This window comes from Photobacterium satsumensis, assembly GCF_050336935.1.
Taxonomy (GTDB): Bacteria; Pseudomonadota; Gammaproteobacteria; order Enterobacterales; family Vibrionaceae; genus Photobacterium; species Photobacterium satsumensis.
Genome location: NZ_JAKJSK010000025.1, coordinates 1 through 22,448 on the forward strand (window position 1 = coordinate 1; position 22,448 = coordinate 22,448).

Sequence of the window (22,448 nt, forward strand, 5' to 3'; positions counted from 1 at the left end):
ACACACTACTTTCACTTCAGAAATCTATGTTCTTTCTAAAGATGAAGGCGGTCGTCACACTCCTTTCTTCAAAGGTTACCGTCCACAGTTCTACTTCCGTACAACTGACGTAACAGGTACTATCGAGCTACCTGAAGGCGTAGAAATGGTAATGCCTGGTGATAACATCTCTATGACTGTTACTCTAATCGCACCTATCGCGATGGACGAAGGTCTACGTTTTGCTATCCGTGAAGGTGGCCGTACAGTTGGTGCTGGTGTTGTTGCAACTATCGTTGCTTAATAACGCTTAGTACAAACTTTGTACTGAAAAAGGGAGCTTCGGCTCCCTTTTTTGTTTTCTATTTCCCGCCAACAACCACAGTCAACTGTCTAACTTTGCTGACCGACTTGTCGTTATATTTCATAAAAGCATAAACGTCGCATTCCTATCCGTAATTGTTCTAAGAGAAGCTGTATTCGCGACTGGTAATGCAAACCATTCTTGTTTATATTCTACGCATTGTGTTGAGATGATGGTAAGACGATGTACGTTTGCTTGTGCCACGGTATTTCCGATAAAAAAATCATGAAGCTGGCTGAACAACATGGGATCAGCGATATTCGCGGGATCCGTCAAGTGACTCCCCTCGGCTCGCAGTGTGGTAAATGTATCCGTCAAGCGAAAGAAATACTCGAGCAGGTCACGATCATCCAGTACAAAAAAGCCAGCTAGTTGCGGCTTATCACATCGTGTCTTTTGACACTCTTCTAATCGGTTCTATGCTTATGTGAACTGAAAGAGGAGTGTTTTGTAATGAAAGCTGATCCGAAAATCATCCAACACCTCAACAAAGTCCTAGGCAACGAACTGGTCGCCATTAATCAGTATTTCCTCCATGCCCGTATGTACAAAGACTGGGGCTTGAAGCACCTTGCCGACAAGGAATACCACGAGTCAATCGATGAGATGAACCATGCGGATCATTTAATTGAACGTATCCTGTTCTTGGAAGGGCTTCCCAACCTGCAAGATCTCGGTAAGCTCAATATCGGTGAAGATACCCAAGAAATGCTCGAGTCCGATTTGGCGTTGGAGATGGCTGCGATCCCTGATCTGCGAGATGCCATTGCTTATGCCGAAGAGGTCAGGGATTATGTATCGCGTGATTTGTTCCAAGATATCCTCGAAGATGAAGAAGAGCATGTCGATTGGCTCGAAACCCAGCTTGGCCTTATCGAAAAAATGGGCATTGCCAATTACAACCAGGCCCAGATTGTCGACGACGATTAGGGTAGGGGAGTGATGGCGCTTGGCTATCGGCCATAGGCAAGTGGCATAACACGAAACAACGGTTTCAATTATTATATTTTGGTGGGGGTGCCTATGATAATGCATCGCCCATCGCCCATCGCCCATCGCCCATCGCCCATCGCCCATCGCCCATCGCCCCCAACAACATCTTAGCCCCACCTTTGTTTAATTTTCCGACAGGGGTTGCGTTCGAAACTGTGATCTGTATAATGCCCTCCACTGCCTGAGGATATAGTTCTCGTAAGTGCGGTTGTGAACCAATAAGCGTTGAGGAAGAAGCTGCAGAGCAGTTTGTAAATGTATACTCTGACTTATGTTCGCAGTCATTAAATTGACTGACAATGTATCCGATAGGGATACTACGTTCACATAAATCAATCGGCATTCTCTCGTCTACACGAGGTTGAGTGGCGATATTGTTTGTGTAATTTTTATTATTGGAGCTCTGTCTCATGCAGAACCAACGTATTCGTATCCGCCTTAAGGCGTTCGATCACCGCTTGATCGATCAGTCGACTGCGGAAATCGTTGAAACAGCTAAGCGTACTGGCGCGCAGGTTAAGGGTCCAATCCCACTACCTACTCGCAAAGAGCGCTTCACTGTTCTTGTTTCTCCTCACGTTAATAAGGACGCACGTGACCAGTACGAAATCCGTACTCACAAGCGCCTTATCGACATCGTTGAGCCAACAGACAAAACTGTTGACGCTCTTATGCGTCTAGATCTAGCTGCTGGCGTTGATGTCCAGATCAGCCTAGGTTAAGAGGAGATAAGAGAATGATTGGTCTAATCGGTCGTAAAGTGGGCATGACCCGCGTATTTACCGAAGATGGCGTTTCTATCCCAGTAACTGTGGTTGAAGTTGAAGCTAACCGCGTTTCTCAGGTTAAATCTGTTGAAACTGACGGCTACAACGCAATCCAGGTAACTACTGGTTCAAAGAAAGCTAACCGTGTTTCTAAGCCAGAAGCTGGCCACTTTGCGAAAGCAGGTGTTGAAGCAGGTCGCGGTCTTTGGGAATTCCGTCTAGAGAACAACGAAGAGTTCGCTGTTGGCGCTGAGCTAACTGTTGAGCTGTTCAACGAAATTAAAAAAGTAGACGTTACTGGTACATCTAAGGGTAAAGGTTTCCAAGGTGCTGTTAAGCGCTGGAACTTCCGCACTCAAGATATGACTCACGGTAACTCCTTGTCTCACCGCGCTCCGGGTTCAATTGGCCAATGTCAAACTCCAGGTCGCGTATTTAAAGGCAAGAAAATGGCTGGTCACATGGGTGCTGAGCGTGTAACGACTCAAAACCTAGAGATCGTACGTGTTGACGCTGAGCGTAACCTGCTTCTTATTAAAGGTGCAGTACCAGGCTCAACAGGTGGCAACGTGATCGTCAAACCAGCTGTTAAAGCGTAACGTCGAGGAGTTAGTAATGGAATTGGTAGTCAAAGGCGCTGATGCGCTAACTGTCTCCGAAACTACTTTTGGGCGTGACTTCAATGAAGCGCTTGTACACCAAGTAGTTGTTGCTTTTGCAGCAGGTGCTCGTCAAGGTACACGTGCTCAGAAGACTCGTTCTGACGTTTCTGGTGGTGGTGCTAAACCATGGCGCCAGAAAGGTACAGGCCGCGCTCGTGCAGGTACAATCCGTAGTCCGCTATGGCGTACCGGTGGTGTAACTTTCGCTGCTCGTCCACAGGACCACAGCCAGAAAGTTAACAAGAAAATGTACCGTGGTGCTATGAAGAGCATTCTTTCTGAGCTAGTTCGTCAAGAGCGTCTAATCGTTGTTGATGAGTTCTCTGTAGAAGCACCTAAAACTAAAGCGCTAGTAGCTAAGCTTTCTGAGCTTGAGCTAACTGATGCGCTGATCGTAACTGGCGAACTAGATGAGAATCTATTCCTAGCTGCACGTAACCTATACAAAGTAGACGTACGTGACGCGAAGGCAATCGACCCAGTTAGCTTGATCGCTTTCGATAAAGTTGTGATGACTGCAGCAGCAGTTAAAGCAGTTGAGGAGATGCTAGCATGATCACTGAAGAGCGTATTTTAAAAGTTCTACGTGCTCCGCACATCTCTGAAAAAGCAACTATGGCTGCTGAAAACGGTAACACTATCGTATTCAAAGTAGCTAAAGATGCGACAAAGAAAGAGATCAAAGCAGCAGTTGAAAAACTGTTCGAGGTTGAAGTTAAGTCTGTAAATACTCTTATCACTAAGGGTAAGACCAAGCGTCAAGGTATGCGTCAAGGCCGTCGTTCAGACGTTAAGAAAGCCTACGTTATCCTGAAAGAAGGTCAAGACATCGACTTCGCTGGCAGTGCAGAGTAAGGCTAGGAGCAAAGAAGAATGGCTATTGTAAAATGTAAGCCGACTTCCCCAGGTCGTCGCCACGTAGTTAAAGTGGTTAACTCTGACCTGCATAAGGGTAAGCCGTACGCACCACTACTAGAGAAAAAATCTAAGTCAGGTGGTCGTAACAACAACGGTCGTATTACAGTACGTCACATCGGTGGTGGTAACAAAAATGCTTACCGTATCATCGATTTCAAACGTACTAAAGACGGTATCCCAGCGAAAGTTGAGCGTCTAGAATACGATCCAAACCGTAGCGCAAACATTGCTCTAGTTCTGTACGCAGACGGTGAGCGCCGCTACATTATCGCACCTAAAGGTATTCAGGCTGGTGACACTATCCAGTCTGGCGCAGATGCTGCTATCAAAGTTGGTAACACACTACCAATGCGCAACATCCCAGTAGGTTCAACAGTACACTGTGTTGAACTTAAGCCTGGTAAAGGTGCTCAGCTGGCTCGTTCAGCTGGTGCATACGCTCAGATCATTGCACGTGCAGGCACTTATGTGACTCTACGTCTACGTTCTGGTGAAATGCGTAAAGTTCTTGCTGAAGGTCGTGCGACTCTAGGTGAAGTTGGTAATGCAGAACACATGCTACGTGAGCTAGGTAAAGCTGGTGCTTCACGCTGGCGCGGTGTTCGTCCAACTGTACGTGGTGTTGTAATGAACCCAGTTGACCACCCACACGGTGGTGGTGAAGGCCGTACATCTGGTGGCCGTCACCCTGTTACACCTTGGGGTGTTCCAACTAAGGGTTACAAGACTCGTAAGAACAAGCGTACCGACAAGTACATCGTACGTCGTCGTAACAAGTAATTTTAAAGAGGATACGCCATGCCACGTTCTCTCAAGAAAGGTCCATTTATTGACCTACACTTGCTGAAGAAGGTAGAGAAAGCGTTGGAAAGCGGTGACAAGAAGCCTGTAAAGACTTGGTCCCGTCGCTCAATGATCATCCCTCAGATGATCGGTTTGACCATCGCTGTCCATAATGGTCGTCAGCACGTTCCTGTTTTCGTTTCTGAAGAAATGATCGGTCACAAGCTAGGCGAATTTGCACCAACACGCACTTACCGCGGCCACGCTGCGGATAAGAAAGCTAAGAAGCGCTAAGGAGTAAGTAATGGAAGCTATCGCTAAACATCGCTTTGCTCGCATTTCGCCGCAGAAAGCTCGTTTGGTTGCAGATCAACTGCGCGGTAAGCCAGTTGCTCAAGCTCTAGAAATTCTTCAGTTCAGCAACAAAAAAGCTGCTGATCTAATCAAGAAAGTTCTAGAGTCAGCTATCGCTAACGCAGAACACAACGAAGGCGCAGATATTGATGATCTATCAGTAGCTAAAATCTTCGTTGACGAAGGTCCTACCATGAAGCGTATTATGCCTCGTGCTAAAGGCCGTGCCGATCGCATCTTGAAGCGTTCTAGCCACATCACTGTTGTTGTAGCAGACCGCTAAGAGACTAGGAGAGAAAGCAATGGGTCAAAAAGTACATCCTAATGGTATTCGTCTTGGCATCGTTAAGCCATGGAATACCACTTGGTTTGCTAACAGCCAAGAGTTCGCTGACAACCTAGACGGCGACTTCAAGGTACGTCAGTTCCTTACTAAGGAACTAGCAAAAGCGTCTCTTTCACGTATCGTTATCGAGCGTCCTGCTAAGAGCATCCGTGTGACTATTCACACTGCTCGTCCAGGCGTTGTTATCGGTAAGAAAGGCGAAGACGTAGAGAAACTACGTGCACGCGTTTCTAAGATCGCTGGTGTTCCAGCACAGATCAACATCGCGGAAGTACGTAAGCCTGAGCTAGACGGCAAACTAGTAGCAGACAGCATCTCGTCTCAGCTAGAGCGTCGCGTTATGTTCCGTCGCGCTATGAAGCGCGCAGTTCAGAACGCTATGCGCCTTGGCGCTAAAGGTATCAAAGTAGAAGTAAGCGGTCGTCTAGGCGGCGCTGAAATCGCACGTTCAGAGTGGTACCGTGAAGGTCGTGTACCTCTACACACTCTTCGTGCTGACATTGATTACGCAACTTCTTCGGCTCACACCCAGTACGGTGTAATTGGCGTTAAAGTTTGGATCTTCAAAGGTGAAGTTCTAGGCGGCATGCCAGTAGAAGAGCCAAAGGCTGACAAGCCTAAGAAGCAGCGCAAAGGCCGTAAATAAGGAGTTTATAGATGCTGCAACCTAAACGCACTAAATTCCGCAAGACCTTTAAAGGTCGTAACCGCGGTCTAGCGAACGGCACTGACGTAAGCTTCGGTACATTTGGTCTTAAAGCAGTCGGCCGTGGCCGTATCACTGCTCGCCAGATCGAAGCAGCGCGTCGTGCGATGACTCGTCACATCAAACGTCAGGGTCAAATCTGGATTCGTATCTTCCCAGACAAACCAATTACATCTAAGCCTCTTGAAGTTCGTCAAGGTAAAGGTAAAGGTAACGTTGAGTACTGGGTAGCACAAATCCAACCTGGTAAAGTTCTGTATGAGATGGATGGTGTTTCTGAAGAGCTAGCACGTGAAGCATTTAAACTTGCTGCACGTAAGCTACCTATCAAAACAACATTCGTAACTAAGGCGGTGATGTGATGAACGCACAAGATCTGCGCGCTAAAAGCGTTGAAGAGCTGAATGCTGAGCTTGTGAACCTACTGCGCGAGCAGTTCAACCTGCGCATGCAGGCTGCAACTGGTCAACTGCAGCAGACTCACACTCTGAAATCAGTACGTCGCGATATCGCACGTGTTAAAACCGTTCTGACTGAGAAGGCTGGCGCATAATGAGCGATCAAATTCGTACTCAGCTTGGTCGTGTTGTTAGCAACAAAGGCGATAAGTCTATTGTTGTTGCAATCGAGCGTAAAGTGAAGCACCCGATCTACGGTAAGTACATCACTCGCACGACTAAACTTCACGCACATGACGAAAACAACGAGTGTAGCCAAGGCGACACAGTTGAAGTTCGTGAGTGCCGTCCATTGTCAAAGACTAAGTCTTGGACACTGGTACGCGTAGTTGAAAAAGCTCGCGTCTAAGCGAACTTAACTACGATTTAACATAACGGCCCCGAAAAATTTTGGGGCCGTTCATTTTTTGTCTACCCATCGTCCGAAAATGGTGTTATTATTCGCCGCCTTTGAAGAAAAGGCAAAACGGCTCGTGATGGGTCAAGATGTTTAAAATTAGCGGAGCACTAACATGATCCAAATGCAAAGTATGCTTGACGCAGCCGATAACTCCGGCGCTCGTAGCGTAATGTGTATTAAGGTTCTGGGTGGTTCACACCGTCGCTATGCACATATCGGTGATGTCATCAAGGTTACTGTTAAGGAAGCAATTCCTCGCGGTAAAGTTAAGAAAGGTGACGTTCTGAAAGCGGTGGTTGTGCGCACTCGTAAAGGCGTACGTCGTCCAGACGGCTCTGTCATTCGCTTTGACCGTAATGCTTGCGTATTGTTGAACGACAACACTGAGCAACCTATCGGTACTCGTATTTTCGGCCCTGTGACTCGTGAGCTTCGTGGCGATAAGTTCATGAAGATCGTTTCACTTGCGCCTGAAGTATTGTAAGGAGTAACGCAAATGGCAGCTAAAATCCGTCGTAACGACGAAGTTATCGTTCTTACTGGTAAAGATAAAGGTAAGAAAGGTAAAGTATCCAAGGTTCTAGCAACCGGTAAAGTAATCGTTGAAGGTATCAACCTTGTTAAGAAGCACCAGAAGCCGGTACCGGCAATGGGCGTACAAGGTGGCATCGTTGAACAAGAAGCAGCAATTGACGCTTCTAACGTTGCAATCGTTAACGGTGAAGGTAACGCGGACCGTGTAGGCTTCCGATTCGAAGACGGCAAAAAAGTTCGTTTCTTCAAATCGACTGGCGAAACTATCAAGTAATTTTTGGAGTAGTACAATGGCGAAACTGCATGATTACTACAAAGAGACTCTAGTTAAAGAACTTGCTGAAAAGTTCGAATACCAGAGTATCATGCAAGTCCCAAGGATCGAAAAGATCACACTTAACATGGGTGTGGGCGATGCGATCAACGACAAGAAGCTTCTAGAGAATGCTGCTGCTGACATGACTGCTATTGCAGGTCAGAAGCCGCTTATCACTGTAGCTCGTAAGTCTGTTGCTGGCTTTAAGATCCGTGAGGGCTACCCTATTGGCTGTAAAGTAACTCTACGTGGCGAACGCATGTGGGATTTCTTTGAACGTCTAATTTCTATTGCTGTACCTCGTATTCGTGATTTCCGTGGTCTAAACCCGAAATCATTCGATGGTCGTGGTAACTACAGCATGGGCGTTCGTGAGCAGATCATCTTCCCAGAAATCGATTACGATAAAGTAGATCGTGTACGTGGTCTTGATATCACTATCACAACTTCTGCTAAATCTGATGAAGAAGCTCATGCTCTACTGTCTGCTTTTAACTTCCCATTCCGTAAGTAAAAGTAAGGGTTACTAATGGCTAAAGAATCAATGAAGGCACGCGAAGCTAAACGTGCCAAGCTAGCAGTAAAGTTCGCTGAAAAGCGTGCGGCACTTAAAGCTCTAATTAGCGACGTGAATGCGTCTGAAGAAGATCGCTGGAATGCAGTGCTTAAACTTCAGTCACTACCACGTGATTCTGCGAAGTCTCGTCAGCGTAACCGCTGTAACCAGACTGGACGTCCACACGGCTACCTACGTAAGTTTGGTCTTAGCCGTATCAAGGTTCGTGAAGCTTGCATGAAAGGCGAGATTCCGGGTCTGCGTAAGGCTAGCTGGTAATCCCAGTTATCCAATTTAGAATCACGGAGTATTGACTTATGAGCATGCAAGATCCGATCTCGGATATGCTGACCCGTCTTCGTAACGGTCAGGCAGCGAAAAAAGTTGCTGTTAAAATGCCATCTTCAAAAATGAAAGTTGCTATCGCAGCTCTTCTTAAAGAAGAAGGTTTTGTGGCTGACTACACTGTAATCGGTGAAGTTAAGCCTGAGCTAGAAGTTACTCTTAAGTACTTCGAAGCTAACCCAGTTATCGAGCAAATCCAACGTGTATCACGTCCTGGTCTGCGCATCTACAAGAAAAAAGATGCTCTTCCATCAGTGATGGGTGGCCTTGGTATTGCTGTTGTATCCACTTCCAAGGGTCTTATGACCGACCGCGCTGCACGCAAAGCGGGTCTTGGCGGTGAGATTATCTGCTACGTAGCATAATAGGAGTAGGACATGTCTCGTGTTGCAAAAGCACCAGTAGTTATTCCTGCCGGCGTAGAAGTTAAACTCAACGGTCAGGAAATCACTGTTAAAGGTGGTAAAGGCGAACTAGTTCGCGTTATCAACGAAGCAGTTGTATTGTCCCAGGAAGAGAACACCATCACTTTCGGTCCTCGTGAAGGATTCGATAAGGCTTGGGCACAGGCAGGTACTGCACGTGCACTAGTTAACAACATGGTTGTTGGTGTTACTGAAGGCTATACCAAGAAGCTTACTTTGAAGGGTGTAGGTTACCGTGCTGCCATTAAAGGCAACTCTGTAGCACTAACTCTAGGCTTCTCTCACCCAGTTGAGCACGAATTGCCAGCAGGTATCAAAGCTGAGTGTCCATCACAAACTGAAATCGTACTAACTGGTACTGATAAGCAGGTTGTTGGTCAAGTAGCGGCTGATATTCGCGCTTACCGTAGCCCTGAGCCTTACAAAGGCAAAGGTGTTCGTTACGCCGATGAAATCGTGCGTACTAAAGAAGCTAAGAAGAAGTAAGGTAACACTATGGATAAGAAAGCATCTCGTATCCGTCGTGCGACCCGAGCACGTCGTAAGATTGCTGAACTGGGCGCAACTCGCCTAGTTGTACACCGTACTCCACGTCACGTGTACGCTCAGGTAATCGCACCAAATGGCTCTGAGGTAATCGCTGCCGCTTCTACCGTAGAAAAGGCGATTCGCGAGCAGGTTAAGAGTACTGGTAACAAAGACGCTGCTGCAGCTGTAGGTAAAGCTATTGCTGAGCGCGCGATTGAAAAAGGCATCTCTAACGTTGCATTCGATCGTTCTGGTTTCCAATACCACGGCCGTGTAGCTGCTCTAGCAGAAGCTGCTCGTGAAGCTGGTCTGAAATTCTAAGGTAGGCGGAAGATGGCTAACGAAAAAACACAATCAGATTTGAATGAAAAGCTGATCGCTGTTAACCGTGTATCTAAGACGGTTAAAGGCGGACGCATTTTCAGCTTTACTGCACTAACAGTAGTTGGTGACGGTAACGGTCGCATCGGTTTTGGTTACGGTAAGGCACGTGAAGTTCCTGCTGCAATCCAGAAAGCGATGGAAAAAGCACGTCGTAACATGGTTACTGTTGCACTAAACGACGGTACTCTACACCACGCTGTTAAAGGTCGCCACACTGGTTCTAAAGTGTACATGCAGCCTGCATCAGAAGGTACTGGTATCATCGCCGGTGGTGCAATGCGTGCCGTGCTAGAAGTTGCGGGTATCCGTAACGTACTAGCTAAAGCATACGGTTCTACTAACCCAATCAACGTTGTTCGCGCAACAATTGATGGTCTAAGTGGAATGAACTCTCCAGAAATGATCGCTGCTAAGCGTGGTCTTTCTGTTAAAGAAATTCTGGAGTAATCGACATGGCTAAAACTATTAAAGTAACCCAAACAAAGAGCTCTATCGGTCGTTTGCCGAAGCATAAAGCATCTTTGCGTGGCCTAGGCCTTCGTCGCATCAACCACACTGTAGAACTTGAAGATACTCCGTGCGTACGCGGTATGATCAACAAAGTTTTCTACATGGTTAAAGTTGAGGAGTAATCAGTATGCGTTTGAATACTCTATCTCCGGCTGCTGGTTCTAAGCCTTCTGCGAAGCGCGTAGGCCGTGGTATCGGTTCAGGTCTGGGTAAAACTTGTGGCCGTGGTCACAAAGGTCAGAAATCACGTTCAGGTGGTTCTGTACGTCCAGGCTTCGAAGGCGGTCAAATGCCTTTGAAACAGCGTCTACCAAAATTCGGTTTTACTTCTCGCAAGAGCCTTGTAACAGCTGAAGTTCGTCTAGGTGAGCTAGCGAAAGTTGAAGGTGACGTAGTAAGTCTTGAAACTCTTAAGGCTGCGAACGTAATCACTAAGAACATTGAGTTCGTGAAAGTTGTACTTTCTGGTGAGATCGCTCGCACTGTAACAGTTAAAGGTCTACGCGTTACTAAAGGCGCTAAAGCTGCTATCGAAGCTGCAGGCGGTAAAATCGAGGAATAATTAACTCGAGGATGAGGTACAGATGGCTAAACAACCAGGACAAGATTTTCGTAGCGCCCAAGGTGGCCTAGCAGAGCTTAAGACACGCCTATTATTCGTTTTAGGTGCTATCTTAATTTTCCGAGCAGGCTCTTTTGTGCCTATTCCTGGTATTGACGCTGCTGTACTTGCCGATCTGTTCGAACAGCAAAAGGGTACCGTCATTGAACTGTTTAACATGTTCTCTGGCGGTGCACTTGAGCGTGCTTCCATCTTAGCACTGGGTATCATGCCGTATATTTCGGCATCGATCATTGTCCAGTTGCTGACGGTTGTTCACCCGGCTTTAGCCGAGTTGAAGAAGGAAGGGGAGTCTGGTCGTCGTAAGATTAGCCAGTACACCCGTTACGGCACGCTTGTTTTGGCAACCTTCCAAGCAATTGGTATTGCAACGGGGTTACCAAGTATGATTCCGGGTCTGGTTATTAACCCAGGTCTTGGATTCTACTTTGTTGCGGTCGTCAGTTTGGTTACCGGTACCATGTTCTTGATGTGGTTGGGTGAACAGATTACGGAGCGTGGCATAGGTAACGGTATATCTGTGATTATTTTCACTGGTATCGTTGCAGGTTTGCCGCCAGCTATTGGACAGACAGTGGAGCAAGCGCGTCAAGGTGAATTGCACGTACTTCTTCTACTATTGATTGCAGTGATTTCTTTCGCTGTTATTTACTTTGTAGTGTTCATGGAACGTGGTCAGCGTCGTATCGTCGTTAACTACGCCAAGCGTCAGCAAGGCCGTCGTGTTTTTGCTGCACAGAGCACTCACCTGCCGTTGAAAATCAACATGGCAGGGGTAATTCCAGCGATTTTTGCATCAAGCATTATTCTGTTCCCGGGTACACTGGCTCAGTGGTTCGGTCAGAATGAAAACCTAGGTTGGCTAAGTGATATCTCACTGGCGCTAAGCCCAGGTCAGCCACTTTATGTGATGCTTTATGCTGCTGCGATTATTTTCTTCTGTTTCTTCTATACCGCGTTGGTGTTTAACCCTCGCGAGACAGCTGACAACTTGAAGAAGTCTGGTGCGTTCGTACCTGGTATTCGCCCGGGAGAGCAGACCGCGAAATATATAGATAAAGTGATGACACGCCTGACATTGGCTGGCGCGTTATATATCACGTTTATCTGTCTGATCCCCGAGTTTATGATGATTGCATGGAACGTCCGCTTCTATTTTGGCGGTACTTCACTACTGATTGTAGTTGTGGTTATCATGGACTTCATGGCTCAAGTTCAGACACATCTGATGTCTCAACAATATGAGTCTGTTTTGAAAAAGGCTAATCTTAAGGGCTCAGGCCGTTAAGATCCTAATTACGGAGTTTAGCAATGAAAGTTCGTGCTTCCGTTAAGAAAATCTGCCGTAACTGTAAAGTTATCAAGCGCAACGGTGTTGTGCGTGTAATTTGCAGTGAGCCAAAGCATAAACAGCGCCAAGGCTAATTAGCAGAAATATTTCTTGCAAATTGAAGGTAGGTTGGCTAAATTAGCCAACCAATCTTTTGTGTGTGCAAAAGAATTGTTCCACCGCTGCGTATCCTAGACGGGCTTTGCAGCGGTTATTCTTGAAAAGTACTAGGAGTGAATAGTGGCCCGTATTGCAGGCATTAACATTCCTGATCAAAAACATTCTGTAATCGCTCTAACAGCGATCTACGGCATTGGTAAAACTCGCTCTCAAGCTATCCTAGCTGAAGTGGGTATTGCTGAAGATGTTAAGATCAGTGAACTAACTGAAGAGCAGATCGATCTACTGCGTGATGGTGTAGCTAAGTACACTGTAGAAGGTGATCTACGTCGTGAAGTTTCCATGAACATCAAGCGTCTAATGGACCTTGGCTGTTACCGTGGTCTTCGTCATCGTCGCAGTCTACCACTACGTGGACAGCGTACTAAAACCAACGCTCGTACCCGTAAGGGTCCGCGCAAGCCGATCAAAAAATAATCGGGAAAGGTAGAGTACAATGGCTAAACAACCAACTCGCGCGCGTAAGCGCGTACGCAAGCAAGTAGCAGATGGCGTTGCGCACATCCATGCTTCTTTCAATAACACAATCGTAACCATTACTGACCGTCAGGGTAACGCTCTATCTTGGGCTACTGCAGGTGGTTCAGGTTTCCGCGGTTCTCGTAAATCTACTCCGTTCGCTGCACAGGTTGCTGCTGAGCGTTGTGGTGAAATGGCCAAAGAATATGGCGTTAAGAACCTAGAAGTTATGGTTAAGGGCCCAGGTCCTGGTCGTGAGTCAACTATCCGCGCTCTAAACGCAGCGGGTTTCCGTATCACAAACATTGTTGATGCGACTCCGATCCCTCATAACGGTTGTCGTCCACCTAAGAAACGTCGCGTATAACGTTTCGTTTTTAGGAAAACTGGAGAAAGAACATGGCAAGATATTTGGGTCCTAAGCTGAAGCTTAGCCGTCGCGAAGGCACAGACTTATTCCTTAAGTCTGGTGTGCGCGCGATTGATACCAAGTGTAAAATCGACAATGCACCTGGTGTGCATGGTGCTCGTCGCGGTCGTCTATCAGACTACGGCGTACAGCTTCGCGAGAAACAAAAAGTTCGTCGTACTTACGGCGTACTTGAAAAGCAATTCCGTAACTACTACAAAGAAGCAGCTCGCATTAAGGGCAACACAGGTGAAAACCTGCTTCAGCTTCTTGAAGGTCGTCTAGATAACGTAGTTTACCGCATGGGTTTCGGTGCAACACGCGCTGAATCACGTCAGCTGGTAAGCCACAAAGCGATCCTAGTTAACGGTCAAGTCGTAAACGTTCCTTCTTTCAAGGTAGCGGCAAACGACGTTGTTAGCATTCGTGAGAAAGCTAAGAACCAAGCACGCATCAAAGCAGCTCTAGAAGTTGCTACTCAGCGTGAACTACCGACTTGGGTCGAAGTAGACAGCAGCAAGCTAGAAGGTACTTTCAAGCGCCTTCCAGAACGTTCTGATTTGTCTGCCGACATCAACGAACACCTGATCGTCGAGCTTTACTCTAAGTAAGGCTATAGTTAAGAGAGGACACAATGCAGGGTTCTGTAACAGAATTTCTTAAGCCACGTCTTGTTGATATTGAACAAGTTAACACGACGCATGCAAAAGTAACTCTTGAGCCGCTTGAGCGTGGTTTCGGCCACACTCTTGGTAACGCTCTACGTCGCATTCTTCTATCTTCAATGCCGGGTTGTGCCGTAACTGAAGTAGAAATCGACGGTGTGTTACACGAGTACAGCACCAAAGAAGGAGTACAGGAAGACATTCTTGAGATCCTTCTAAACCTTAAAGGCCTAGCCGTTAAGGTTGAGGGTAAAGACGAAGTTATCCTTACTCTGAATAAATCTGGTGCAGGCCCTGTTGTTGCAGGTGACATCACCCACGACGGTGATGTTGAGATTGCGAACCCAGAGCACGTAATCTGCCACCTAACTGATGACCATGCTGATATCAGCATGCGCATCAAGGTAGAGCGTGGTCGTGGCTATGTACCAGCGTCTGCTCGTATTCACACTGAAGAAGATGAGCGTCCAATTGGTCGTCTGCTAGTTGATGCAACTTTCAGCCCAGTTGACCGTATCGCATACGCCGTTGAGGCAGCACGTGTAGAACAACGTACTGACCTTGATAAGCTTGTTATCGATATGGAGACAAACGGTACACTTGATCCTGAGGAAGCTATCCGTCGTGCAGCTACTATTCTAGCTGAGCAACTGGATGCATTCGTAGATCTTCGTGATGTACGTGTTCCTGAAGAGAAAGAAGAGAAGCCGGAGTTCGATCCGATCCTACTGCGTCCTGTAGACGATCTTGAACTAACTGTTCGCTCTGCTAACTGTCTAAAAGCAGAAGCGATCCACTACATCGGTGATCTCGTTCAGCGTACTGAGGTAGAGCTTCTTAAGACTCCAAACCTTGGTAAGAAGTCTTTGACAGAAATCAAAGACGTGCTGGCATCACGTGGTCTGTCTCTAGGCATGCGCCTAGAAAACTGGCCGCCAGCATCAATTGCTGAAGATTAATAGTTACTGATATCTAGTTAGAAGGATTAGGTCATGCGCCATCGTAAGAGTGGTCGTCAACTCAACCGCAACAGCAGCCATCGCAAAGCGATGTTCAGCAACATGGCTGGCTCTCTGGTACGTCACGAACTTATCAAGACTACCGTGCCTAAGGCAAAAGAGCTGCGTCGCGTAATTGAGCCATTGATTACCCTAGCTAAGACCGACAGTGTTGCTAACCGTCGTCTTGCATTCGCACGTACTCGTGATAACGAAGTTGTTGCGAAACTATTTAACGAACTGGGCCCACGTTTTGCTCAGCGTCCAGGCGGTTACACTCGCATTATGAAATGCGGTTTCCGTGCTGGCGATAAAGCCCCTATGGCTTATATCGAGCTAGTAGATCGTCCTGAAGCTCAGGAAGAAGCTGCTGCTGAATAAGCAAAAGCGCGTTAAATAAGAAGAGGCCGAGTCTTAGACTCGGCTTTTTTTTTGCATAGATTTTCTTGTTATCAAAATTAACAAGGAAGCGAATGTATGATTTACCTGTTTGTCGACAGCTCCGGTTTTGGTGGCATTGAGAGTCATATCCAGCAGCTAGCTATGTTGCTTCAATCGCAGCAGACCGGCGTTGAGGTGGTTTTTCTCCAGCAGTACCCCTCGCATCCGCAGTATGCCCAACTCAAGCTGCAGCGCATTCCTTTCCGTTTTCTCTCAGATTCATCCGTTATTGGCTTTTTTCGTCATTTAAAGCCCGGTGATGTTGTTCATGCTCATGGCTACAAAGCTTCCATTCTTGCGCGTATATCTTCGCTATTCGCCTCTTTCCACCTAGTGACGACCTTCCATGCCGGGGAATCGGTATCGGGCAAGCTCGCCTATTATGAGTGGCTTAACCGCTATACTGCTTGCCTTTCCTATAACCTGGCCGTTAGTGAAAAAATCAGAAAAGCCCAGCCATTTCGTTGCGAATTGCTGCGCAATTTTGTTCGTTGCAAAAAGGAGCTGATAAGGCGAGATCGTCATGCGACTTTGCAAGTAGGCTTTGTCGGGCGACTCAGCCATGAAAAAGCGATTGATCGTTTTGTTTCACTCAGTCGGCAATTACCGGACAGTGAATGCCATGTTTTCGGTGATGGTGAACAAGCTCATCTCCTTGATGGTGTGGCGTTGACTTGGCACGGCGCTGTTCCCTCGATGACGCCTTATTGGCAACAGCTAGACGTGCTGCTCATTCCCTCGCGGGCTGAAGGCATGCCGATGGCCGCACTAGAAGCCATGGCACATGGTGTGGTGGTGTTATCAACAGATGTTGGTGAGATGCCGTCATTACTCGATGAAGGGTGTTTAACTGCAGAAAGTAACTGGTCGTTTCTCAGTCAGAAGGTCATTGAGCTAGATATTGCAGGTGATGAGCGGTGGTTGCAGTTATCGCGGCGCCAGCAACAAAGGGTTAGAGATGACTTCAGCGGTGAGGCATGTTGGCAGCAGCTGGCCCAGATCTACCGCTTAGCCTAATGGCCTTTCATTGTGGTAGCTCAGGGTCACTAAAGTACGGTCATCTTCATGGTTGTCAGGATTGCGCTGCCATAGATATTGATGCCGTTCATCGATTGGCATTTTCGTCATGTCTTTGCGCTCCTGCTCGGGTAACACTGATTCCAATAGACCATCACTATAACCATGTAGGCTGTTACCGGGGCTCATTGTTAGCTGGCAGGCTTCCAGCTGCAGTGTGTCAAATAGCCCTAATAACCCTACTGCCTCGTCGATATGCTGGCAGGATGTATCACATAGAATGGGTTTTGGCATCCCTGCATTATAGAGGACAACGGTATTTTCCATACTGAGGTGAATAATCAGCAAGCATACCAAGTTGTTGGACTGGGCTTGGTAGAGGTGTTGGTTGAGCCGTTGGCACAATTGCGTGGGTGACTGGTTTGGATTGAGCAGTAGCCCTTGGATCAAACCGAAACAGTTCCCGCCGTTGGCTTTTGCGACGATGCCATGCCCCATAAGGTCGCCAAGGATCACCAGGTCCGACCCATCAGCAAGCGTCTGGTGAATGAAAAAGTCACCGCTGATCTCCGGCTTCCTGCTTAGCTGGATGTCGAAATTACCCAAGGTTATTGAGGTTGTTGTTTGGTGCTCACCCTTAAGTGGAGTCATATGCTCGAGCCGTTGCAACAAGTTGTCTTCAAACGCATCGAGCAAGTGGTTATGCCGCTTGAGCACCCGATCCAATACCTGCAGTAGATGCCGTTTTTCGATGGGTTTGGCCAGGAAGTCATCTATCCCCGATTGGGTAACAGCCGACATGGTGTCCGATGCGGTATCGCCAGAGAGAAAGACAAAGGGAAGCAGGCGGTGGTGGCGTAGGTGACCAACCTGCCGGCGAAACTCCAATCCGTTGATATTCGGCATCCATAGGTCGGTGAGGATCAAATCGCAGTGGTTGGTCTGCAACCATTTTAATGCATCATCTGCTTGGCTGAAAATGGACAGTTGGTAGTTTTGATCAAGGTAGCTTGTCAGCATTGCGAGCTGGCTGCGGCTATCATCGACGATAACAAGGTGTTTTCTGTCGGATTGTAGGGGGAGAGAAAACTCAATCTTGTTGTGATCAGGGTGGATGTGATAACTAAAGTCGGGAAATGTCGCCTTGATGATGGCAAGCCCCATTCCGGACTCACAAGGTAAGTCAGGTAATACCGCATCGGATAAATGCTGGGATTGGGCTGGCCACGGTGAGCCATTATCGGTAATGGCGAATCGGTATTTCCCCGCGACCTTGCCATAGCTGATGGTACACCGAGTTGCGGGCTTCTGTTGGTGATCAAGTAAGTTGGCGCAGTATTCACTGCAGACTAACTTGATACTTTGCATCACGTCGGGACTTAGCTGCAGCGCATCGGCTCTGTCATCCAATATCCGACGGATATGGGCAAGGCTTTCGTAGCTAAGATCAAATTGGCGCTGGAACAAAACCTGATTCATGTCGTCTCATCCTTGGTGTGTGTTATTGGTATTTTCCTTGTAATAGCGGGCTACTGTGCAGGTAGTCGATCAGTTTACGTTTGAGGCGCTCTGGAATCCATCGTGCCTTTCCGTTCAATACCCGGATGATCTCTTCGGCCAATGATGGGTTGGATTGATCATTGATCAATGTGCCAAGCAAGGAGATACCGTTTTGCTCAAGCTTGCTGACACAGGTCAGTAGTTCACTTTCGGTCGTCTGGGCGGCAGCAAGACAGAGGATGGTCGCATCGCTGGCATGACTGAGCGCATTGATCGGCAGGTTCCGCCAATTGGTATTGGTCATGGTACCGACATCGCAAAGGATATAGTGGTAATCCTGCTTCCAACGCTCTAGCGCTTTCAGGAAGGTACTCGGTTGGCGCAGCTCCAAGATAGTCCTTTCTTCACTGGGACGTGGCAGTAAGGCGAGCTGCTCAGTCAGCTGGATTATTGCATCAGCTTCCCCTTCGCCATTGCTGCTCCAAGCTCTCGAAGGATAGCCTTGCCCGGAACCCGCAAGATCCAGATCCACCAACAAGACCTTGTGATCTTCGGCGCAGCGGCGGGCTAACCAGTTGCAGTGGGTTGAAGTCCCACAGCGGCTTGATGCGCCTGCCAAGGTGAGTACCCGGGCATTGCGTTGATGGATCTGGTGAAAGAGTTGATCATATTCTCCACTGAGCCAAGGTTTCATAATGCTGCTCCTAGGGCTATCAAGGTAAAGATCCCCAGTACATCCCTCAGGCCCTGGCGCCATTGTTCACCCACCGAGTCATTGAGGTTGGGCACATAAACGGTATCGCCGGGACGCAATAGTGGGAGGGGGTAGCTTGCCGGGTCGATGACATAGTCGCGCAGGTTGAATGTTTGGGCTTTGTCACCGCAACATGATGTATTTACAATCATGATCCTCTCGATATAGGCGCTGTCAGAAGGGCCCCCGGCTTCGGCCAACAAATCGAGGATATTCATTTGGCTGTTGAAGGGGTAGCGGCCAGGTTTGTTGACTGAGCCCATTAGCCGGACGACTTGCTCTGCCGGTTTATCGAGCCAGTTACCTTCCAGTTTCGGTACATAGATGACATCGCCGGGAACGATTTTGGGCAGCAAGGTTTCGTCACCCGTATCAAAATACAGTGACAAATTGAGTCGGGTGACTCGGGCTGTATTGTCATTACGGTGGCTGATGCGGATCTGGCGCAGATCAGCGTCGCCATTGGGGCCGTCGGCCGCAGAAAGGATGTCAAGGAAACCGAGTTCGCGATTGAAGGCATAGCGCCCCGGCGCACCAACCTGACCGAAGACATAAATCGAATCATCGGCGGATTGGCGGATCCAGCTTGATTTGTTGTCGGTCGGATCATGCGGTAGCTCATCGACGACTATGGTGTCGCCGGCGACCAATCGGGGCAAGGCCGTAAAACTGCCGCCTTCGTTGATGAAGTTATCAAGGTCAAAATACACGACGTTATCTTGAGACTGGCGGTTCTCTTTGATGATACGGATATTGGTGATATTGGCTTGCTGCAGTGGGCCGCCAGCCAGTGCCAGTACGTCAAGGAAAGTCATGCTGACGTTCCAGTTGAAGCGACCTGGCGACTTTACCGCCCCCATAACTTTGATGGCCTCAGTATCGGCAACCGTATCGACCTGCGGTAAGAAAATGACATCACCGGCAACCACTTTGGGTAATAGCGCCTCATTCCCGGTTTTGAAGTAGCGGGCGAGGTTGAACCGGGTCACCTTGGTAGTTTTTCCGTTACGGTGGGTTATAAGCACATCTTGAATATCGGCTTCACCGGTCGGTCCATCGGCGGCGGAGAGAATATCAAGGAAGCCTTGCTCCTTGTTGAAGGCATAGCGGCCAGGAGCACCGACTTGGCCGAAAATATAGATGGAGTCCTGTGCTGATTGGCGCAGCCAACTGGCTTTGTTGTCGGTCGGATCGTGAGGCAGTTCATCAAAAATAATGGTATCGCCAGCCTGCAGTTGTGGCAGTTGGCTTTGGGGTTTGCCTTGTTTGGTGAAGAGCTCAAAGTCGAAGGTGGTAACCCTTTGTTCATCGGCTTTGGCACTTTCGCGCACAATGCGGATATTCGACAGGTTGGTTTGCTGCTTCGGGCCGCCGGCGTGCGCCAGTAGATCCATGAAGCTCATGGTGTCATTCCACTCGAAGCGCCCTGGGTTATTGACTGCACCAATAATTTTGATGGCGCGATCGTTGGTGACTTTGAGCCAGGACTTTTCGTTGAAATCGATTTTTTCCGGAATGAAAATAACATCGCCTGGCACCATGTCAGGTAAGGGGTACAAAGCGGGTGCTTGGGTATATTTGACAAGGTTGATTGTCATTGATGCCTTGGTATTACTGAGCAGTTTTATTTGTGTGGTATCGGCAAAACGGGTTGGACCGCCTGCATTGGCCAGCACATCGATGAAGCCGGTTCCCGGCGAACTCTCGTAAGCCCCAGGGGCTTTGACCTCACCCATCACATAGACAGTCCGTGAGGTGGTATTGATATCTTCGACTTCTATCGGGGCAAAGATGGTGGTGCCGGGCTTTACCGGCGGTAAATCTTTCGTGATGCCTGTATCTAGATAGGCTTTGAGATCAAAAAGGTAGGGGGTGTTATCGGTGATCACTCGGATTTTTGTCACATCAGCATAGCGGGTGACACCCTCCGCACGCATCAAGGCATCGACGACCGTCATACCCGGTTTGAAGCTGAATGTACCGGGGTTACGTAACTCACCGAAGATGGTGATCCCTTGCTCTTCATCGGCATCTCCCCCCTTTGTTAGCGAGGCGGCGTCAAAATCGACCTCGACGTTACCGAGCAAGGGTGAAGTCGGGACAAAGATGGTATCACCACCTTGTAAAGCGGGAAGCTTGGTTGGGTCTCCAGCGTCAAGGTAGGCTTTGTAATTGAACCGTTGGGAGCTGTCATTTCTGATCAGCTTGAATTGATCCAGTTGGGCGCCGGGGCGGGCACCGCCTGCTGCGGAAATCGCCATTTGGACATTGGCTCCGGGCTTGAGCGAGATCATGCCCGGGTCCTCGACATAACCTAGGACTCGTACCCGCAAGACTTGCTCAAGAATACTGAGTTTGAATTCGTCGAGGTTGCGATAAACCGTTTTGAGCCGTTCGCGCAATTGCTTTTCGGCCTGCGGTAGGCTCAATCCGGCAATTGGCACCAGGCCGATTTCCGGCAGCCTGATTTGGCCTTGATCGTCGATAGTGAAAGGTTCATCGAAATCATTTTCTCCCGGCAGTTGGAGAAAAACCCGATCTCCAGGGGTCAGGTTAGCTCCCCAGGCTGGCGAAATAATGATCAGGAAAAGGAGTAGCAGCAACCTGATCATAGCGAGCCCGGGCTAAGCTGCTCTTTGACTGCATGCCAGTCACTGAGTGAATAAACCCTATGTGGTGATCGGGTATGGTGATCGACCAGTACTCTGGCATCTACTTTGCGGTTGCTTAGACGCTGTGTTCTTGACCTAGGGTCTTCAATAGATTCTATTTCACCGGCACTGAAAATTGAAATCTGATGGGAGTCTACCCCTTGCTCAATAAGATAGCGGCGGACCGTATCGGCTCGTCGCATGCCAAGCTGGTAATTGCTCTGTGTTGTGCCAATGGTGTCGGTATGTCCGGTCAATTGAAGTTGCCAATGATCTTGGCGTTTTAGAATCGATGCGGCGCGACGCAATGCATTTTGATAATCAGGCAGCAGTTTGGCGCGGTTAAAGGCGAACTGGTTATCAATCCGCATTAATAGTAGGAATTGATCCCGCAACTGTATCTCGGAATAGCGAGTATCTAGGCATTCGGTATGGTGCTCTAGCCAGTCCATCTGGCGTTGGATCTTGGCGAACTGGGTTTGATAGGCAAGCAAGGTGATATCTGCATCATCAGTGAATCCGGCCTTGGCTTCTTGGTTAGCCTTATCATGGATATTGGCAAGCTGCTGATACTGTCCCGGCAGGCACAGCTTGGCCCCGCGGGTTGCCAGCAGTTGGAGTTCGAAACTGTGATGCTCAAGCTCATGCCACTGATCAACATCCGGCGCTGCATAAGGCGTATCTCCGGTGGTAGGCCAGGTGGTACAGCCACTGGCCAGTAGCATCATTAGCAGGCTTGATAGTCTTCCCATATCAACATAACTCCGCTGAGGTGATCAAAGGGATCACCTTGTCGATCCTTAACATTTTCATCAGCTGGCGTGGTTGGCCATTCACATTGAGCAGGCGTAATGTTTTTCCTCTGCTTTTTAAGCGTTTGTATAAGAAAACAATGGCACCTATTCCACAGGAGTCAATAAATTGTACCTCTGTCATGTCGATGATCAGCTCATCGTTATCGGTTTGACTGAGGGTTTCTAACTCTGGCTCCATCTGTCGGGCTAGGTGGGCATCAAATTCATTCTGCAGTGTCAGACCGATATTGGCGCTATTTAATGCTTGATTCATAACTGGCCTTTTGATTGTTGATGTAC

General features: G+C 48.2%; 37 protein-coding genes. 32 read left to right on the forward strand and 5 right to left on the reverse strand.

The genetic code is table 11. The features are described 5' to 3' along the window. The 32 genes from L4D79_RS29210 to L4D79_RS29365 form a co-directional block, all read left to right on the forward strand. A partial coding sequence (locus L4D79_RS29210) for an EF-Tu C-terminal domain-related protein (protein ID WP_486875499.1) occupies positions 1 to 283 on the forward strand: 283 nt, incomplete at its 5' end. A 243-nt stretch (positions 284 to 526) separates the two neighbouring features. After that, on the forward strand, positions 527 to 715 hold the full coding sequence (gene bfd, locus L4D79_RS29215; protein WP_428657248.1) for a bacterioferritin-associated ferredoxin: 189 nt from the start codon (positions 527 to 529) through the stop codon (positions 713 to 715). An 81-nt stretch (positions 716 to 796) separates the two neighbouring features. Next, positions 797 to 1,273 carry a bacterioferritin gene (bfr, locus tag L4D79_RS29220; RefSeq protein WP_428657250.1) on the forward strand — a complete coding sequence of 159 codons (477 nt, stop codon included), beginning with the start codon at positions 797 to 799 and terminating at the stop codon, positions 1,271 to 1,273. Between the two features lie 473 nt (positions 1,274 to 1,746). Beyond that, the gene (rpsJ, locus tag L4D79_RS29225) at positions 1,747 to 2,058 is read left to right on the forward strand and encodes a 30S ribosomal protein S10 (protein WP_107299054.1); all 312 of its coding nucleotides are present in this window, start codon (positions 1,747 to 1,749) and stop codon (positions 2,056 to 2,058) included. A 14-nt stretch (positions 2,059 to 2,072) separates the two neighbouring features. Next, positions 2,073 to 2,702 carry a 50S ribosomal protein L3 gene (rplC, locus tag L4D79_RS29230; RefSeq protein WP_255044045.1) on the forward strand — a complete coding sequence of 210 codons (630 nt, stop codon included), beginning with the start codon at positions 2,073 to 2,075 and terminating at the stop codon, positions 2,700 to 2,702. Between the two features lie 16 nt (positions 2,703 to 2,718). After that, complete coding sequence (gene rplD / locus L4D79_RS29235; protein ID WP_255044044.1) at positions 2,719 to 3,321, forward strand: 50S ribosomal protein L4; 603 nt, start codon at positions 2,719 to 2,721, stop codon at positions 3,319 to 3,321. Beyond that, positions 3,318 to 3,620, forward strand: a complete 303-nt coding sequence (gene rplW, locus L4D79_RS29240) for a 50S ribosomal protein L23 (protein ID WP_039465430.1) — start codon at positions 3,318 to 3,320, stop codon at positions 3,618 to 3,620. Before rplD ends, rplW begins: the two co-directional genes overlap by 4 nt. 18 nt (positions 3,621 to 3,638) lie before the next feature. After that, positions 3,639 to 4,463, forward strand: a complete 825-nt coding sequence (rplB, locus tag L4D79_RS29245) for a 50S ribosomal protein L2 (RefSeq protein WP_317524766.1) — start codon at positions 3,639 to 3,641, stop codon at positions 4,461 to 4,463. Positions 4,464 to 4,481: 18 nt separating this feature from the next. Further along, positions 4,482 to 4,760 (forward strand): 30S ribosomal protein S19, encoded by a 279-nt coding sequence (gene rpsS / locus L4D79_RS29250; protein WP_005302795.1) that lies wholly within the window; start codon positions 4,482 to 4,484, stop codon positions 4,758 to 4,760. Positions 4,761 to 4,770: 10 nt separating this feature from the next. Next, a complete protein-coding gene (gene rplV / locus L4D79_RS29255; protein ID WP_007469139.1) occupies positions 4,771 to 5,103 on the forward strand; it encodes a 50S ribosomal protein L22 in 333 nt (110 codons plus the stop codon). 19 nt (positions 5,104 to 5,122) lie between these two features. Beyond that, positions 5,123 to 5,812: a 30S ribosomal protein S3 gene (gene rpsC / locus L4D79_RS29260; protein WP_107299058.1), complete on the forward strand. Its 690-nt coding sequence runs from the start codon at positions 5,123 to 5,125 to the stop codon at positions 5,810 to 5,812. Positions 5,813 to 5,823: 11 nt separating this feature from the next. Further along, a complete protein-coding gene (rplP, locus tag L4D79_RS29265) occupies positions 5,824 to 6,234 on the forward strand; it encodes a 50S ribosomal protein L16 (RefSeq protein ID WP_255044042.1) in 411 nt (136 codons plus the stop codon). After that, positions 6,234 to 6,425 carry a 50S ribosomal protein L29 gene (gene rpmC / locus L4D79_RS29270; RefSeq protein WP_107349860.1) on the forward strand — a complete coding sequence of 64 codons (192 nt, stop codon included), beginning with the start codon at positions 6,234 to 6,236 and terminating at the stop codon, positions 6,423 to 6,425. The genes rplP and rpmC overlap by 1 nt, the downstream gene beginning before the upstream one ends. Continuing rightward, on the forward strand, positions 6,425 to 6,679 hold the full coding sequence (rpsQ, locus tag L4D79_RS29275; protein WP_428657256.1) for a 30S ribosomal protein S17: 255 nt from the start codon (positions 6,425 to 6,427) through the stop codon (positions 6,677 to 6,679). Before rpmC ends, rpsQ begins: the two co-directional genes overlap by 1 nt. Before the next feature lie 163 nt (positions 6,680 to 6,842). Then, positions 6,843 to 7,214, forward strand: coding sequence for a 50S ribosomal protein L14 (gene rplN / locus L4D79_RS29280; RefSeq protein ID WP_004410450.1), 372 nt, complete (start codon positions 6,843 to 6,845; stop codon positions 7,212 to 7,214). A gap of 12 nt (positions 7,215 to 7,226) precedes the next feature. Next, on the forward strand, positions 7,227 to 7,538 hold the full coding sequence (gene rplX / locus L4D79_RS29285; protein WP_107349862.1) for a 50S ribosomal protein L24: 312 nt from the start codon (positions 7,227 to 7,229) through the stop codon (positions 7,536 to 7,538). Between the two features lie 16 nt (positions 7,539 to 7,554). Further along, positions 7,555 to 8,094 (forward strand): 50S ribosomal protein L5, encoded by a 540-nt coding sequence (gene rplE / locus L4D79_RS29290; RefSeq protein ID WP_107349863.1) that lies wholly within the window; start codon positions 7,555 to 7,557, stop codon positions 8,092 to 8,094. A 15-nt stretch (positions 8,095 to 8,109) separates the two neighbouring features. Further along, positions 8,110 to 8,415 (forward strand): 30S ribosomal protein S14, encoded by a 306-nt coding sequence (gene rpsN, locus L4D79_RS29295; protein WP_107299061.1) that lies wholly within the window; start codon positions 8,110 to 8,112, stop codon positions 8,413 to 8,415. 38 nt (positions 8,416 to 8,453) lie between these two features. Further along, positions 8,454 to 8,846, forward strand: a complete 393-nt coding sequence (gene rpsH, locus L4D79_RS29300; protein ID WP_075762914.1) for a 30S ribosomal protein S8 — start codon at positions 8,454 to 8,456, stop codon at positions 8,844 to 8,846. Positions 8,847 to 8,858: 12 nt separating this feature from the next. Further along, a complete protein-coding gene (gene rplF / locus L4D79_RS29305) occupies positions 8,859 to 9,392 on the forward strand; it encodes a 50S ribosomal protein L6 (protein ID WP_036816283.1) in 534 nt (177 codons plus the stop codon). A 9-nt stretch (positions 9,393 to 9,401) separates the two neighbouring features. After that, positions 9,402 to 9,755 carry a 50S ribosomal protein L18 gene (rplR, locus tag L4D79_RS29310; RefSeq protein ID WP_068330631.1) on the forward strand — a complete coding sequence of 118 codons (354 nt, stop codon included), beginning with the start codon at positions 9,402 to 9,404 and terminating at the stop codon, positions 9,753 to 9,755. Positions 9,756 to 9,767: 12 nt separating this feature from the next. Beyond that, positions 9,768 to 10,265 (forward strand): 30S ribosomal protein S5, encoded by a 498-nt coding sequence (rpsE, locus tag L4D79_RS29315; protein ID WP_107349865.1) that lies wholly within the window; start codon positions 9,768 to 9,770, stop codon positions 10,263 to 10,265. A gap of 5 nt (positions 10,266 to 10,270) precedes the next feature. Further along, positions 10,271 to 10,450 carry a 50S ribosomal protein L30 gene (rpmD, locus tag L4D79_RS29320; protein WP_107349866.1) on the forward strand — a complete coding sequence of 60 codons (180 nt, stop codon included), beginning with the start codon at positions 10,271 to 10,273 and terminating at the stop codon, positions 10,448 to 10,450. A gap of 5 nt (positions 10,451 to 10,455) precedes the next feature. Then, the gene (rplO, locus tag L4D79_RS29325) at positions 10,456 to 10,890 is read left to right on the forward strand and encodes a 50S ribosomal protein L15 (protein WP_107299065.1); all 435 of its coding nucleotides are present in this window, start codon (positions 10,456 to 10,458) and stop codon (positions 10,888 to 10,890) included. 22 nt (positions 10,891 to 10,912) lie between these two features. Then, positions 10,913 to 12,238 (forward strand): preprotein translocase subunit SecY, encoded by a 1,326-nt coding sequence (secY, locus tag L4D79_RS29330; RefSeq protein ID WP_428657262.1) that lies wholly within the window; start codon positions 10,913 to 10,915, stop codon positions 12,236 to 12,238. A 23-nt stretch (positions 12,239 to 12,261) separates the two neighbouring features. Next, on the forward strand, positions 12,262 to 12,375 hold the full coding sequence (gene rpmJ, locus L4D79_RS29335; protein WP_000868186.1) for a 50S ribosomal protein L36: 114 nt from the start codon (positions 12,262 to 12,264) through the stop codon (positions 12,373 to 12,375). A 145-nt stretch (positions 12,376 to 12,520) separates the two neighbouring features. Beyond that, a complete protein-coding gene (gene rpsM, locus L4D79_RS29340) occupies positions 12,521 to 12,877 on the forward strand; it encodes a 30S ribosomal protein S13 (RefSeq protein ID WP_107349869.1) in 357 nt (118 codons plus the stop codon). 19 nt (positions 12,878 to 12,896) lie between these two features. Then, a complete protein-coding gene (gene rpsK / locus L4D79_RS29345) occupies positions 12,897 to 13,286 on the forward strand; it encodes a 30S ribosomal protein S11 (RefSeq protein ID WP_005370963.1) in 390 nt (129 codons plus the stop codon). Positions 13,287 to 13,318: 32 nt separating this feature from the next. Next, the gene (gene rpsD, locus L4D79_RS29350; protein ID WP_107349870.1) at positions 13,319 to 13,939 is read left to right on the forward strand and encodes a 30S ribosomal protein S4; all 621 of its coding nucleotides are present in this window, start codon (positions 13,319 to 13,321) and stop codon (positions 13,937 to 13,939) included. A gap of 23 nt (positions 13,940 to 13,962) precedes the next feature. After that, positions 13,963 to 14,952, forward strand: a complete 990-nt coding sequence (locus L4D79_RS29355) for a DNA-directed RNA polymerase subunit alpha (RefSeq protein ID WP_107349871.1) — start codon at positions 13,963 to 13,965, stop codon at positions 14,950 to 14,952. 33 nt (positions 14,953 to 14,985) lie between these two features. Then, the gene (gene rplQ, locus L4D79_RS29360) at positions 14,986 to 15,372 is read left to right on the forward strand and encodes a 50S ribosomal protein L17 (RefSeq protein ID WP_107349872.1); all 387 of its coding nucleotides are present in this window, start codon (positions 14,986 to 14,988) and stop codon (positions 15,370 to 15,372) included. Between the two features lie 96 nt (positions 15,373 to 15,468). Continuing rightward, positions 15,469 to 16,449 carry a glycosyltransferase family 4 protein gene (locus tag L4D79_RS29365; RefSeq protein ID WP_428657269.1) on the forward strand — a complete coding sequence of 327 codons (981 nt, stop codon included), beginning with the start codon at positions 15,469 to 15,471 and terminating at the stop codon, positions 16,447 to 16,449. Here L4D79_RS29365 and L4D79_RS29370 read toward each other — a convergent pair. Genes L4D79_RS29370 through L4D79_RS29390 form a run of 5 tightly spaced genes read right to left on the reverse strand, consistent with a single transcriptional unit; the run spans position 16,441 to position 22,422 of the window. Next, complete coding sequence (locus tag L4D79_RS29370; protein ID WP_428657271.1) at positions 16,441 to 17,928, reverse strand: response regulator; 1,488 nt, start codon at positions 17,926 to 17,928, stop codon at positions 16,441 to 16,443. The two genes, L4D79_RS29365 and L4D79_RS29370, sit on opposite strands and share 9 nt — an antisense overlap. Positions 17,929 to 17,950: 22 nt before the next feature. Then, positions 17,951 to 18,643, reverse strand: a complete 693-nt coding sequence (locus L4D79_RS29375; protein ID WP_428657273.1) for a P-loop NTPase family protein — start codon at positions 18,641 to 18,643, stop codon at positions 17,951 to 17,953. Then, complete coding sequence (locus L4D79_RS29380) at positions 18,640 to 21,315, reverse strand: SLBB domain-containing protein (protein WP_428657275.1); 2,676 nt, start codon at positions 21,313 to 21,315, stop codon at positions 18,640 to 18,642. Before L4D79_RS29380 ends, L4D79_RS29375 begins: the two co-directional genes overlap by 4 nt. Next, a complete protein-coding gene (locus L4D79_RS29385) occupies positions 21,312 to 22,106 on the reverse strand; it encodes an OmpA family protein (protein WP_107349877.1) in 795 nt (264 codons plus the stop codon). Before L4D79_RS29385 ends, L4D79_RS29380 begins: the two co-directional genes overlap by 4 nt. Before the next feature lies 1 nt (position 22,107). Next, a complete protein-coding gene (locus L4D79_RS29390; RefSeq protein WP_428657277.1) occupies positions 22,108 to 22,422 on the reverse strand; it encodes an STAS domain-containing protein in 315 nt (104 codons plus the stop codon). Between the last annotated feature and the right edge of the window lie 26 nt (positions 22,423 to 22,448).

Excerpts from the sequence above, each read along its gene's own strand:
- rplP (WP_255044042.1), top strand. The coding sequence starts at position 5,824 with ATGCTGCAACCTAAACGCACTAAATTCCGCAAGACCTTTAAAGGTCGT.
- rpmC (WP_107349860.1), top strand. The coding sequence starts at position 6,234 with ATGAACGCACAAGATCTGCGCGCTAAAAGCGTTGAAGAGCTGAATGCT.
- rplQ (WP_107349872.1), top strand. The coding sequence starts at position 14,986 with ATGCGCCATCGTAAGAGTGGTCGTCAACTCAACCGCAACAGCAGCCAT.
- bfd (WP_428657248.1), top strand. The coding sequence starts at position 527 with ATGTACGTTTGCTTGTGCCACGGTATTTCCGATAAAAAAATCATGAAG.
- rpsN (WP_107299061.1), top strand. The coding sequence starts at position 8,110 with ATGGCTAAAGAATCAATGAAGGCACGCGAAGCTAAACGTGCCAAGCTA.
- rplB (WP_317524766.1), top strand. The coding sequence starts at position 3,639 with ATGGCTATTGTAAAATGTAAGCCGACTTCCCCAGGTCGTCGCCACGTA.
- secY (WP_428657262.1), top strand. The coding sequence starts at position 10,913 with ATGGCTAAACAACCAGGACAAGATTTTCGTAGCGCCCAAGGTGGCCTA.
- rplE (WP_107349863.1), top strand. The coding sequence starts at position 7,555 with ATGGCGAAACTGCATGATTACTACAAAGAGACTCTAGTTAAAGAACTT.
- rplV (WP_007469139.1), top strand. The coding sequence starts at position 4,771 with ATGGAAGCTATCGCTAAACATCGCTTTGCTCGCATTTCGCCGCAGAAA.
- L4D79_RS29390 (WP_428657277.1), bottom strand. The coding sequence starts at position 22,422 with ATGAATCAAGCATTAAATAGCGCCAATATCGGTCTGACACTGCAGAAT.
- rpsH (WP_075762914.1), top strand. The coding sequence starts at position 8,454 with ATGAGCATGCAAGATCCGATCTCGGATATGCTGACCCGTCTTCGTAAC.
- rpsK (WP_005370963.1), top strand. The coding sequence starts at position 12,897 with ATGGCTAAACAACCAACTCGCGCGCGTAAGCGCGTACGCAAGCAAGTA.
- L4D79_RS29385 (WP_107349877.1), bottom strand. The coding sequence starts at position 22,106 with ATGGGAAGACTATCAAGCCTGCTAATGATGCTACTGGCCAGTGGCTGT.
- rplN (WP_004410450.1), top strand. The coding sequence starts at position 6,843 with ATGATCCAAATGCAAAGTATGCTTGACGCAGCCGATAACTCCGGCGCT.
- rplR (WP_068330631.1), top strand. The coding sequence starts at position 9,402 with ATGGATAAGAAAGCATCTCGTATCCGTCGTGCGACCCGAGCACGTCGT.
- bfr (WP_428657250.1), top strand. The coding sequence starts at position 797 with ATGAAAGCTGATCCGAAAATCATCCAACACCTCAACAAAGTCCTAGGC.
- L4D79_RS29370 (WP_428657271.1), bottom strand. The coding sequence starts at position 17,928 with ATGAATCAGGTTTTGTTCCAGCGCCAATTTGATCTTAGCTACGAAAGC.
- rpsS (WP_005302795.1), top strand. The coding sequence starts at position 4,482 with ATGCCACGTTCTCTCAAGAAAGGTCCATTTATTGACCTACACTTGCTG.
- L4D79_RS29355 (WP_107349871.1), top strand. The coding sequence starts at position 13,963 with ATGCAGGGTTCTGTAACAGAATTTCTTAAGCCACGTCTTGTTGATATT.
- rplW (WP_039465430.1), top strand. The coding sequence starts at position 3,318 with ATGATCACTGAAGAGCGTATTTTAAAAGTTCTACGTGCTCCGCACATC.
- rpsD (WP_107349870.1), top strand. The coding sequence starts at position 13,319 with ATGGCAAGATATTTGGGTCCTAAGCTGAAGCTTAGCCGTCGCGAAGGC.
- rpsQ (WP_428657256.1), top strand. The coding sequence starts at position 6,425 with ATGAGCGATCAAATTCGTACTCAGCTTGGTCGTGTTGTTAGCAACAAA.
- L4D79_RS29375 (WP_428657273.1), bottom strand. The coding sequence starts at position 18,643 with ATGAAACCTTGGCTCAGTGGAGAATATGATCAACTCTTTCACCAGATC.
- rpsC (WP_107299058.1), top strand. The coding sequence starts at position 5,123 with ATGGGTCAAAAAGTACATCCTAATGGTATTCGTCTTGGCATCGTTAAG.
- rplF (WP_036816283.1), top strand. The coding sequence starts at position 8,859 with ATGTCTCGTGTTGCAAAAGCACCAGTAGTTATTCCTGCCGGCGTAGAA.
- rpsE (WP_107349865.1), top strand. The coding sequence starts at position 9,768 with ATGGCTAACGAAAAAACACAATCAGATTTGAATGAAAAGCTGATCGCT.
- rplD (WP_255044044.1), top strand. The coding sequence starts at position 2,719 with ATGGAATTGGTAGTCAAAGGCGCTGATGCGCTAACTGTCTCCGAAACT.
- L4D79_RS29380 (WP_428657275.1), bottom strand. The coding sequence starts at position 21,315 with ATGATCAGGTTGCTGCTACTCCTTTTCCTGATCATTATTTCGCCAGCC.
- rplO (WP_107299065.1), top strand. The coding sequence starts at position 10,456 with ATGCGTTTGAATACTCTATCTCCGGCTGCTGGTTCTAAGCCTTCTGCG.
- rplX (WP_107349862.1), top strand. The coding sequence starts at position 7,227 with ATGGCAGCTAAAATCCGTCGTAACGACGAAGTTATCGTTCTTACTGGT.
- rpsJ (WP_107299054.1), top strand. The coding sequence starts at position 1,747 with ATGCAGAACCAACGTATTCGTATCCGCCTTAAGGCGTTCGATCACCGC.
- rpmJ (WP_000868186.1), top strand. The coding sequence starts at position 12,262 with ATGAAAGTTCGTGCTTCCGTTAAGAAAATCTGCCGTAACTGTAAAGTT.
- rpmD (WP_107349866.1), top strand. The coding sequence starts at position 10,271 with ATGGCTAAAACTATTAAAGTAACCCAAACAAAGAGCTCTATCGGTCGT.
- rplC (WP_255044045.1), top strand. The coding sequence starts at position 2,073 with ATGATTGGTCTAATCGGTCGTAAAGTGGGCATGACCCGCGTATTTACC.
- L4D79_RS29365 (WP_428657269.1), top strand. The coding sequence starts at position 15,469 with ATGATTTACCTGTTTGTCGACAGCTCCGGTTTTGGTGGCATTGAGAGT.